Consider the following 11725-nt stretch of genomic DNA (forward strand, 5'->3'; position numbering starts at 1 on the left):
CCGGTAGTAAAAGGAGGAATTCTTATGGCGGACAAGTCCGAACGTACAAAAGAAACTGAAATTGAAATTACATTAGAAGAAGCAAAAAAACAATTGATTGAATTAGGTAAAAAAAATGGTGAATTAACATACCATGATATCGCTGAGAAATTAGCTCATTTTGAATTGGAGTCCGATCAAATTGAGGAATTTATAGATCATTTGGAAGGAAAGGAAATTGAGCTTAGTCGTAAAGACGGCGATGAAGAAGATTTAGATCGTTTAATGAAAGGGAAAGAAGAAGAGACTTTCGACTTAAACGATTTAAGTGTTCCACCTGGTGTTAAAATTAACGATCCTGTACGTATGTATCTGAAAGAAATCGGACGTGTGGATCTATTAAAAGCATCAGAGGAAATAGCACTTGCTGAACGCATTGAACAAGGTGACGAGGAAGCTAGAAAACGTCTAGCGGAAGCTAACCTTCGACTGGTAGTAAGTATTGCTAAGCGTTATGTTGGGCGTGGAATGCTGTTCTTAGATTTAATCCAAGAAGGAAATATGGGTCTAATAAAAGCGGTAGAAAAATTTGACCACAGAAAAGGATTCAAATTCAGTACTTATGCTACTTGGTGGATAAGACAAGCAATTACACGTGCAATCGCAGACCAAGCAAGAACTATTCGTATTCCAGTGCATATGGTGGAAACGATTAATAAATTAATACGTGTACAACGTCAATTATTGCAAGATTTAGGGCGTGAACCATCACCAGAAGAAATAGGAGAAGAAATGGATTTACCTCCTGAAAAAGTTCGAGAAATATTAAAAATTGCTCAAGAGCCGGTTTCATTAGAAACTCCAATTGGGGAAGAAGATGATTCACATTTAGGTGATTTTATTGAGGATGCAGATGCGCAATCTCCTTCGGATCACGCAGCTTATGAATTATTAAAAGAGCAATTAGAAGACGTATTAGATACGTTGACAGATAGAGAAGAAAACGTTCTACGTTTACGTTTCGGACTAGATGATGGACGTACGAGAACACTGGAAGAAGTAGGTAAAGTATTCGGTGTAACAAGAGAGCGTATTCGTCAAATTGAAGCGAAAGCATTACGTAAACTTCGCCATCCATCAAGAAGTAAGCGCCTAAAAGATTTCTTAGAATAATTTAAAGACATCCTGTTTTATAGGATGTCTTTTTTTCTTCGCCTAGTAAATGCTATAATGGATACAATTGCATGTGAAATGAGGGCGAATAATGTCACTTCAACGTAAGCAAATAATACTAAATGAAATAGCTTTTTGGAAACAAAACAAACTTCTCCCTGAACATTATTGCGATTTTCTAACTGCACTATATGCTCAAGGGGAAAATGCTGTAGTGGAGGAGAAGGAAAAATCATCTAAAGCAGTACTTTCCAAAGAAAAGGGTAAGATAAGAATGGCTTATCTCATTTTAGGGATAATTACTTCTATTCTAATAGGATCTTTAATATTTATGACCTCATTAGCTTTTATTCCTATTATTCTAGCAGGTGTCGTTATTGTCTCTTTTTTATACATAGCTTTTAAGTTAGCAAAAAATAAATCTGTTATAACACCGATATTAATGGTATGTTCAGCTCTTTTATTGTTAGGTGCCTCATTTAAAATATGGGATGTCTATTTTGTTGATTATCCTTATGTGTTAATAGGGTTAATCATTGGAAATTGTTTAATATGGTTATTTTCTGGCTTACTTCTTAAATTGGTTTATTTCAGTATCTCAGGAATAATAGGAATCGTATTTATTCTATTTTACATATTTAAATCTTATTATTAATATAGTTAAAAATGCCAACTAATCAAAAACTAGTTGGCATTTTTTGTTTTTAAGGGAGTGTAACGAGGGAAGCCATACCGGCGGAAAGCGTCTGCCTGGAACGAAAATCAACGGGACCCAGATAAAAAGCGACTATGTATACGAAATGTAGTTCACATGCTTGCTTTGAAGAGTTTTTCAGTTCCCTCAGTCGAACAGAGTCTAAATTTATAAAATTCTTTATAATCAATGTGACATACTATTCTGAAATTAACCTTGATATTGAAAGCCCTTTCAATATATAATAAATATAAATCGATTTACTAAACCGGTTTATAAAAATGAATGGATACAAACTATATAAATCTATTAATTAAAAAGGAGTTGATAGTCTTGCCTTCAAATTATGGTGTATTAACGCTAGGCGACGCGTTGATTACGTTTAATCCGTCCAATACCGGACCCTTAAGAAATGTTCAGACATTTGCTAGAAAAGTAGGGGGAGCTGAATTAAACTTTGCAATCGGATGTGCTCGTCTTGGATTAAATACTAAGTGGATAAGTCGCTTAGGTGGAGATGAATTTGGAAAAGTTATTTATAATTTTGCTCGTGGTGAGGGCATAGATGTATCACATGTAAAATTAGTTGACGGATACCCTACATCATTAAATTTTAAAGAAATTAGAGAAGATGGGTCTGGAAAAACTTTTTATTACCGATATCAATCGCCTATTCTTACCATGGAGCCAACTGATATTACACTGAAAATGTTGGAAGGAATAGATTTAATTCATATAACAGGTGTTTTTCTAGCAATTGATCCTAAAAACCTAGTTATAACGAAACAATTGTTGAAACTAGCCAAACAAAAGGATATCCCTGTGTCATTTGATCCGAACATACGATTAAAGTTATGGTCGATAGAACAAGCAATATCTACTTACAAGGAGATTTTCCCATATGTTGATATTTTACTAACGGGTTTAGATGAAATAGATATGATTATCGGAAATTCTACTGAACAATCACTAGTTGAATTCGCAAAAAGTTATGCTATTTCACAATTAGTCGTAAAAGATGGTGGAAACGGATCCAAAGTATACACAAATGACACATGGTATGCAAAAGAAGCATTTTCGGTCAATCCAATTGATACAGTTGGAGCGGGTGACGGTTTTGATGCAGGTTATATATACTCACATCTTCATGGCTACAAACCGCTTGAAAGATTAGAATTTGCAAATGGTGTAGGTGCACTTGTTACTACCGTTTCTGGAGACAATGAAGGACTTCCTGAACTAGATGAAGTACTTGCTTTTATACGTAATGAAAAAGTAATTGAAAGATAGGGAGGAAATTTCATGATGACAAAACATTCTGTTTTAAGCCAAATAACGGAATCAAAAGTCGTTGCAGTTATTCGAGGGAATAACGCAGAAGAAGCAATTCAATTAACAAAGGCTGCAGTAGAAGGTGGCATTCGTATTATTGAATTAACTTATACAACACCACGTGTACAAAAGGCATTTGAAGAACTTCAAGAAATTGATGCTCTTTTAGGAGCAGGTACTGTTCTTGATGCTGAAACTGCTCGTCATGCAATTCTTTTTGGTGCTAAATTTGTCGTTAGTCCTCATTTTAGCGAGGAGGTTGCAAAAGTTTGTAATAGATATGGTATTCCCTATTTACCAGGGTGTATGACAATCCGAGAAATGGTAAAGGCATTAGAATCCGGTTGCGATATTTTAAAATTGTTCCCGGCAAATAATTTTGATCCTACCTTTATTAAATCTGTAAAGGGTCCTTTACCACATGTCCAGATTATGCCCACAGGTGGGATTAACGCTAGCAACATGCAAGACTGGTTAGAAGCTGGCGCAGTGGCTGTTGGGGTTGGAAGCGATTTAAACAAAGCTTATACAGCTGGCGGTTATGAGGCAGTTGTAGAAGCTAGTAAAAAATATATAACAGCAAGTACTAAGTAAAAGGAGAGTTTACACTATGAATATGACGTTTCGTTGGTATGGTAGAGGTAATGATACTGTAACACTTGAACACATTAAACAAATTCCAGGTGTTAAGGGAATTGTGTGGGCACTCCACCAAAAACCTGCAGGTAAAGTGTGGGAACAAGAAGAGATTAAAGAAGAAATAGAATATATACAATCATTCGGTTTCCACGCGGATGTGGTAGAGAGTGTCAATGTTCATGAGTCCATAAAATTAGGGAACGCAGAACGCGATCAATATATTGAAAATTATAAGGAATCAATTAGGAATTTAGGGGCATTTGGTGTGAAAGTTATTTGTTATAATTTCATGCCTATATTTGACTGGACTAGAACAGAGATGTTTCATCCACTAGAAGACGGTTCGACAGCATTGTTTTTTGACAAAACGAAAGTAGAGAATTTAGATCCACAAGAGCTTGTTAGAACTGTAAGTGAATCATCTGATTTAACTTTACCAGGCTGGGAACCTGAAAGAATGGCTCGAATAGCAGAATTATTCGAAGCCTACAAAGAAGTAAATGAGGAGAAATTATGGAAAAACCTTGCATACTTTTTAAATGAAATACTGCCAGTTGCAGAGGCTGTAGGAATTAAAATGGCTATTCATCCAGATGACCCACCGTATTCCATTTTTGGTTTACCACGAATTATTACAGGAGAAAATAGTTATGAGAAATTGATTTCTATTTCGGATTCACCATCAAACGGCTTCACAATGTGTACTGGTTCTATGGGAGCTAGCCCTGAAAATAACATGGTACAGGTTGCAAAAAAATATGCTTCACGCTCTCCTTTCTCTCATATACGTAACGTGAAAATTTATGAAAATGGAAGCTTTACGGAAACCTCTCACTTTACAAGTGACGGTTCAATAGATATTAAAGGCGTTGTCGAAGAGCTCCATAAACAAAATTACGATGGATATGTTAGACCAGATCATGGTCGTCATATTTGGGGTGAAGTTTGTCGTCCAGGGTATGGATTGTATGATCGTGCATTAGGCATTATGTATCTACTTGGTTTATGGGATGCCTATGAGACAAAAAGGGAGTATTTGATATGATACCTATCCATGAAAATTTAAAAGCCCGTGTTGCAGTCATTACGGGAGGGAGCGGTGTGCTGTGTTCTAAAATGGCACATGAGCTTGCTCGGCAAGGAGTAAATATAGCAATTCTGAATAGAACAGCGGAAAAAGGCGAAATTGTGGCTTCCGATATAGTAAAAGAAGGTGGCATAGCTATTTCCATAGAAACAGACGTATTAAGTAGGGAATCTCTTGTTCAAGCAAAAGAGAAGATTTTACAACAATTTGGTCGCATAGACATTCTAATTAATGGTGCAGGTGGAAATCATTCTGATGCGATTACAGATACTGAACTATTTGATGAGAATACAAAAGGTAAATCATTTTTTGATTTAGACGAAAATGGATTTTCAAGTGTATTTTCGTTGAATTTCACGGGTACATTCCTTTCAAGCCAAGTATTTGGAAAAGAATTACTAAAAGCAGAAGCCCCAACGATTATTAATATATCATCTATGAGTTCATATGCGCCTTTGACAAAAGTACCAGCTTATAGTGCTGCAAAGGCATCAATAAACAACTTTACGATGTGGATGGCTGTCCATTTTGCCGAGGCTGGATTAAGAGTTAATTCAATTGCTCCAGGATTTTTCATCACTACTCAAAATAAGAACCTATTACTAGACGAAAGTGGAAACTATACTGCTCGATCCCAAAAAATCATGGAAGCTACCCCAATGAAAAAGTTTGGTCAGCCTGAAGAATTACTTGGTGCATTGCTCTTTCTTATAGATGAATCGTATTCATCGTTTGTTACAGGAACGACATTAGCGGTCGATGGTGGATTCATGGCTTACTCAGGTGTTTAAAAACCTATGAAAAACATTACGATAGCAGATGTTGCAAAACAAGCAAAAGTGTCTAAGAGTACTGTTTCTCAATATTTAAATAAGCGATATGAGTATATGAGTGATAGCACACGTAAAAAAATTGAAAAACCATAGAAGAGTTAAATTATAGACAACATTGTGGCACGTAGTTTAAAACAAAAATCTACATTTATAATAGGTGTGATTGTGGCAAATATCCTTCACACGTTTTCCACTCAGATAAACCGTGCAATAGAAAATAATTTTAATCAACATGGCTTTCATATCATTGTCTGTAATGCAGATGATGAACCGGAGGAAGAGAATTCAAAGACAACTAAATTAAAAGCATAGAGGGATGGGACAAAACCTAAAAAATGACATTGTTCACTAATCTGCTATTACTATTCTGAAAATTAGGATAGTAATAGTAGTTTTGTTATTTTCACTGTGAATTTATTTTGTTTTTAGTATAATAAGAATGTAAGCGTTTTTATTTACAAAGGGGATGGAAAAATGAATTTTGATTTAACTCAAGAACAACAAATGATTCGCAAAACGATTCGTGAATTCGCAGATGAAGTTGTTGCTCCAGGTGCTATCCTGAGAGACAAAACAAAAGAGTTTCCAAAAGAAATCTTCAAACAGTTAGCCGACATGGGGATGATGGGCTTACCGTTTCCAGAAGAATATGGAGGGGCAGGAGCAGATACAGTTAGTTTTGCCATCGTAACAGAAGAATTAAGTCGTGCATGCGCTTCTACAGGTATCACTTATTCAGCTCATATTTCATTAGGTGGGGCTCCTTTAAATCTTTTTGGTACAGATGAGCAAAAGCAAAAATATTTAGTTCCAGTATGTACTGGCGAGTCATTTGGTGCTTTTGGTCTAACAGAGCCTAATGCAGGCTCCGATGCTGGTGGAACTCAAACTACAGCAAAAGAAGATGGTAATAACTTTATAATCAATGGAAATAAAGCCTTTATCACAAATGCTAGTTATGCGAAGCATCTTGCATTAACTGCTATTACGGATGTAAAAGATGGTAAAAAGGAAATTTCAGCAATTATCGTTCCAACAGATGCTGAGGGCTTCTCCGTGATTGATAATTATGAAAAAATGGGATTAAATGCTTCTAATACAACTGAATTAGTTTTAGAAAACGTTCGAGTTCCTCAGGAGAATTTACTTGGTAAAAGAGGAAATGGTTTCAGACAGTTCTTAGTAACCCTTGATGGTGGAAGAATTGGAATTGGAGCTATGGCGGTAGGTATAGCTCAAGCAGCTTTTGATCGTGCGCTTCGTTATTCAAAAGAACGCAAACAATTTGGTAAAACTCTCTCCGAGTTTCAAATAACTCAGTTTAAATTAGCAGATATGGCTATGAAAATAGAGTTAGCTAGAACAATGGTCCATAAAGCTGCATGGTTAAAAGATCAAGGTAGAGCATTCAGTAAAGAAGCATCCATGTGTAAATTATATGCATCTGAAATTGCAATGGAAGTAGCAGACCAAGCAATTCAAATTCACGGTGGATATGGCTATATGAAAGAATATGAAGTTGAGAGATATATGAGAGATGCAAAACTTCTAGAAATCGGTGAAGGGACATCTGAAATTCAACGTATGGTTATCGCCAGATACATTGGTTGCTAAGTCGAATTTATGTCTAAATTGTCACAATGCTAGAAAACTTCCTCTTTTAGACTTTTCGTTTTGGTTAGAATGCAGTACAATATTAGTGTTGACTAATTCTATATTAGAATGAATGTATCAAGAGGGAGGGTTAATTAATGAAAAAGAATCCAATTATTCCATTTATATTAATAATGGCATTTGGTATCGGTCTAATTTTCTTCTTATCTATTGAAGGTGTAAATAACAAAGAAGAAATTGCTTCAGAACATGCTGAAAGCGGTGAAGAAGGTGCTGCTGAAGGTGGCGAAGAAGCAGCAGCTGGTAACTTTGATCCGGAAGCTCTTGCTCAAGGAAAATGTATCGGTTGTCATGGTAACAGTTATGAAGGACAAGGAGCTTTTCCTTCTCTAGTAGCTACTAAATTATCTGAAGACGAGATTAAAGATGTTTTAGCAAATGGTAAAGGCGCTATGCCAGCTGGACTAGTTCCAGAAGAAAATCTTGACGCTATGGCGGCATGGGTTAAATCTTTAGGTGAATAATGATATTTTTAAAAAGACCTCAGATTCTTTAAAAGAATCGAGGTCTTTTTCAATTTTTGATATAATGATTGGCAGAGGTGTTTATATTGAATGCAAAAAATTTATCTGAACGATTAAAAACAGTAGCTTCCTTTGTACCAGAAAATTCTATAATAGCGGATATTGGAAGTGACCATGCTTATTTACCCTGCTATTTAGTTCACTCCGGGAAAATATCACGAGCAATTGCAGGTGAAGTAGTAAAAGGTCCTTTTGAGTCAGCGCAAAAACAAGTGAAAAGTGAAGGATTAGAGAAACACATAGATGTCCGATTTGGAGATGGATTAGAAGTGATTCAACCGACTGATGGTGTTCAGACAGTGACCATCGCTGGTATGGGAGGACCACTCATAGCAGCTATATTAGAGGAGGGTAAAGAAAGACTCCTTACTGTAGAAACATTAATCTTACAACCGAATATACATGCGAAAGCTATTCGTGAATGGGCTATAAATAATGAATGGAAAATTATTGATGAAACTATATTGGAAGAGCATGGGAAGATTTATGAAATTATCATGTTGAAAAGAGGCAAAATGACTCTCACTGATAGAGAATTATTATTTGGTCCAATTTTAATTAATAATAAGTCTGTAGTGTTCGAAAAGAAATGGATAAACGAAAGCAATGAATGGCGTCGAATATTAGACCAATTTAATAAAATTAATTTCACGCCAGAAGTAAAACAGAAAAAAGAAGAATTAGAACACAAAATAGCGTTAGTAGAGGAGGCATTAAACGCATGAAACCTACAAACGGTCAACAAATAATATCTCTATTTGAACAATGGGCTCCTAAATCTCTTGCTGTTGAAGGTGATTCAATTGGTCTTCAAATAGGAACGCTCAATAAACCTGTTACCAAAGTGCTCGTAACATTAGATGTGAATCAAAAAGTAGTGGATGAAGCAATTAATACACAATGTGAACTTATTATTGCGCATCACCCGCCAATATATCGTAGTTTAAAAAATATGCGAACTGACTTACCCCAAGGAAGTCTAATCGAAAAGCTGATCAAACATGATATTGCCGTGTATGCAGCTCACACAAACTTAGATATAGCGTCTGGAGGAGTTAATGATCTCTTAGCAGACAGTTTACAATTAAAGAATGTTCAGATTTTGGAAAAGACAGCTTCCGAACGTTTAATGAAGTTAGCTGTATTTACCCCAACAGAATCTACTGAGCAAGTGAGAGTTGCTTTGGGTAATGTTGGAGCAGGTGAAATTGGAGATTATACAAACTGTAGTTTTACATCGGTTGGAGAGGGAAGGTTCAAACCTTCAGAAGATGCAGAGCCATATATAGGACAGGCAAATAAGCTATCGATTGTAAAAGAAGATAAATTAGAAGTTATATTTCCTATTTCTATAAAAAACCGGGTATTAAAAGCTTTACTTTCTTCTCATCCTTATGAAGAGCCCGCATATGATTTGTTTCAACTGGATTTAGAAGTGAATGAAAAAGGTCTTGGAAGAATTGGTGAATTACCAGAACCAGTAACCCTTGCAGATTATGCTAAAACGGTGAAGGACCAACTTCAAGTTCCATTTGTACGTGTCGTAGGGGATTTAAATAATAAAGTTCAAAAGGTTGCCGTTTTAGGCGGAGATGGGAATAAATACATTCATACTTCCAAAAGAGCGGGTGCTGATGTATTTATTACGGGAGATTTATACTTTCATGTTGCACAAGATGCTGAAGCAATCAATCTAGCTGTAATTGATCCTGGACATCATATAGAACAAATCATGAAAACTGGTGTTGCAGATTATATGAAAAAACTTTGTAAAAATAAAAATCTTTTCGTTGAATTTATCCCTTCAAAAATTTCAACAGAACCATTTCAACTTTTATAATAGAAAAGGTACTCCATCGGGAGTAGCTTCAGAACTGTAGACGAACTTGAAAAACCGAGTTGTCTACAGTTCTTTTTTTCGGGATCTATTATTTTTTGCTGTTAAATGAGGCTATGTTAAAAGAATAGGTTGTTTTATCATAAAACAACATGAAGATGCCAACCTACATCAAACAAACTTTGATTAATAGATTCATCATAATTGGGTATTTATGTTAAAAATTCAAATAAGATTATGAAGGATTACACTTAAATTAGCTAAAGAGAAGGCATAATTTTTTTTCTTTTTCTTCATTTAACAGGGCTAAACTTCAATTAAATGAATGTTCTAAGATATAAGAGGATTAATTCATTACTTTATTGAAGTATAAGTAGAAAGAATTGAAATACTTAGGAGGAATAATGATTTTTAATAAGGTAATAGAAGAACAACAAATTCAAGGCGATATTAAGGTCAATTACAGAGAAGCTATAAGATCAATTATATTAGAAAAAAATAAAATCCTTTTAGTCCATTCGAATAAGGGGGATTATAAATTTCCTGGCGGAGGGGTTGAAGGTAATGAAAGCCATTCGGAGTGTCTCATTCGCGAAGTTGCTGAAGAAACTGGATATATTAACTGTATAGTTAAAGATAAGCTGGGATCAGTAATTGAAAGGAAATTAGACGAATATGACAATACCGCTTTATTCCAGATGACTTCACACTATTATCATTGTGAATTAATAAACGATAAAAGAATTGCTCAAAAATTGGATGATTATGAGTCCGCTCAGGAATTTAGTGCAGAATGGGTTTCCCTTGATAATGCAATTGAGCAAAATGAAAAAATTATTAATAGTTTTGAAATTGAAAAGAACGGGTGGTTAAAACGTGAAATCTATGTTTTAAAGAAACTCAAAAAAATATATTAAAATTATTGATTTCAGAAACAGTGAGGCGAATATTCTGTATAAGTTTGCTTATTATGCTATTGAAGTAACGAAGAAGTTAGTTTAAGAAGGAAAATATTAACGAAAGTACAATAGTAAAATAATTCTCAAAGAATACTTTTCATCGTGGAGAATATATATAGAATAGGAACCTAGATATTTACTTTCTGGTGAAGGGAGAATTTCATGAGTAATTTAGTAAATGACAATCTGTATGAAACGAGAAATATGTTAGTAAAAGAGATTGCTTCATTAAGTTATTCTCAATTTAATGGTAGGCTTGGTGTGAATATGTGGAGTATAGCACAAGTTTGTCATCACTTAGTTTTAGTGGAACAGGCAACAATAAAGGCTATTGCATTTGGATTAAAAAAGGTTGATAATACTCAAACAGAACGAAAAAATGTTCATCTCATATTGGATCGAACGAAAAAATTTAAAGCTCCCGAAATCGTTGAACCAGATGTAGAGCCGTTTGAAGTTCAGTCAATTATTGATTTGTTAAACGATTCGAGAAAAAAATTTCTAACTTTTCTTAGTACAATAGAGGATAAATCGATATTGGCGGAAAGATCATTTAAGCATCCTGCCTTAGGTGAATTGCCACTTGACCAATGGATTGAACAGATATATTTGCATGAACAGCGCCACACAGAACAAATAAAAGAGATAAAAATACTTTTAACTTTAACATAGCCTTAAATTACAGTTGCTTATTCGGAAAGTGCAGACATCACGAATGTCTAATATATATTTGGGCTGTATCCTTTGGCAAAATTGAAAAGAATCTTTATAAAATATAAAAAGCATTTGGAATGAGTACATTCCAAATGCCTTTTGTTTCTGAAGCTACTCCATTTGGAGTAGCTTTTCATATGTGTGCCAGGCATGGCAACTATCTAGGTGGTGAAAGTCCACTGTGGGGGTACACATCGACCAACCACTAAGGAAGCGCAAGGTACTTATCGTGAGGTAAGGGCTAGAGGAAGCGTGGAATAAAATCTTGGCTCGACGAACA

General features: G+C 35.1%; 12 protein-coding genes and 1 pseudogene. All 13 read left to right on the forward strand.

What is annotated here, in order from left to right; translation table 11 throughout:
* The first annotated feature begins 24 nt into the window (after window positions 1-24).
* The 13 genes and pseudogenes from rpoD (at window position 25) to WAX74_RS07730 (ending at window position 11403) form a co-directional block, all read left to right on the forward strand.
* On the forward strand, window positions 25-1152 hold the full coding sequence (gene rpoD, locus WAX74_RS07670) for an RNA polymerase sigma factor RpoD (protein WP_336497060.1): 1128 nt from the start codon (window positions 25-27) through the stop codon (window positions 1150-1152).
* Between the two features lie 91 nt (window positions 1153-1243).
* Window positions 1244-1807 carry a hypothetical protein gene (locus tag WAX74_RS07675; protein WP_336497061.1) on the forward strand — a complete coding sequence of 188 codons (564 nt, stop codon included), beginning with the start codon at window positions 1244-1246 and terminating at the stop codon, window positions 1805-1807.
* A gap of 372 nt (window positions 1808-2179) precedes the next feature.
* The gene (locus WAX74_RS07680) at window positions 2180-3136 is read left to right on the forward strand and encodes a sugar kinase (RefSeq protein ID WP_336497062.1); all 957 of its coding nucleotides are present in this window, start codon (window positions 2180-2182) and stop codon (window positions 3134-3136) included.
* A gap of 12 nt (window positions 3137-3148) precedes the next feature.
* On the forward strand, window positions 3149-3772 hold the full coding sequence (locus tag WAX74_RS07685) for a bifunctional 2-keto-4-hydroxyglutarate aldolase/2-keto-3-deoxy-6-phosphogluconate aldolase (RefSeq protein ID WP_336497063.1): 624 nt from the start codon (window positions 3149-3151) through the stop codon (window positions 3770-3772).
* 16 nt (window positions 3773-3788) lie between these two features.
* A complete protein-coding gene (uxuA, locus tag WAX74_RS07690) occupies window positions 3789-4862 on the forward strand; it encodes a mannonate dehydratase (RefSeq protein WP_336497064.1) in 1074 nt (357 codons plus the stop codon).
* Window positions 4859-5695: an SDR family oxidoreductase gene (locus tag WAX74_RS07695; protein ID WP_336497065.1), complete on the forward strand. Its 837-nt coding sequence runs from the start codon at window positions 4859-4861 to the stop codon at window positions 5693-5695. The genes uxuA and WAX74_RS07695 overlap by 4 nt, the downstream gene beginning before the upstream one ends.
* Before the next feature lie 6 nt (window positions 5696-5701).
* Window positions 5702-6046, forward strand: a pseudogene (locus tag WAX74_RS07700) (LacI family DNA-binding transcriptional regulator); the annotation flags it as partial.
* A 165-nt stretch (window positions 6047-6211) separates the two neighbouring features.
* Entirely contained in the window at window positions 6212-7351 is a 1140-nt protein-coding gene (locus WAX74_RS07705) for an acyl-CoA dehydrogenase family protein (protein WP_336497066.1), read from the forward strand.
* Between the two features lie 137 nt (window positions 7352-7488).
* On the forward strand, window positions 7489-7875 hold the full coding sequence (gene cccA, locus WAX74_RS07710; protein ID WP_336497067.1) for a cytochrome c550: 387 nt from the start codon (window positions 7489-7491) through the stop codon (window positions 7873-7875).
* Window positions 7876-7961: 86 nt separating this feature from the next.
* On the forward strand, window positions 7962-8660 hold the full coding sequence (locus tag WAX74_RS07715) for a tRNA (adenine(22)-N(1))-methyltransferase (RefSeq protein ID WP_336497068.1): 699 nt from the start codon (window positions 7962-7964) through the stop codon (window positions 8658-8660).
* Window positions 8657-9775, forward strand: a complete 1119-nt coding sequence (locus WAX74_RS07720; RefSeq protein WP_336497069.1) for a Nif3-like dinuclear metal center hexameric protein — start codon at window positions 8657-8659, stop codon at window positions 9773-9775. The genes WAX74_RS07715 and WAX74_RS07720 overlap by 4 nt, the downstream gene beginning before the upstream one ends.
* Window positions 9776-10176: 401 nt before the next feature.
* A complete protein-coding gene (locus tag WAX74_RS07725) occupies window positions 10177-10689 on the forward strand; it encodes an NUDIX hydrolase (RefSeq protein ID WP_336497070.1) in 513 nt (170 codons plus the stop codon).
* A gap of 204 nt (window positions 10690-10893) precedes the next feature.
* Entirely contained in the window at window positions 10894-11403 is a 510-nt protein-coding gene (locus WAX74_RS07730; RefSeq protein WP_336497071.1) for a DinB family protein, read from the forward strand.
* The last annotated feature ends 322 nt before the right edge of the window (window positions 11404-11725 follow it).

The organism is Psychrobacillus mangrovi (genome assembly GCF_037104765.1).
GTDB classification, from domain to species: Bacteria; Bacillota; Bacilli; order Bacillales_A; family Planococcaceae; genus Psychrobacillus; species Psychrobacillus mangrovi.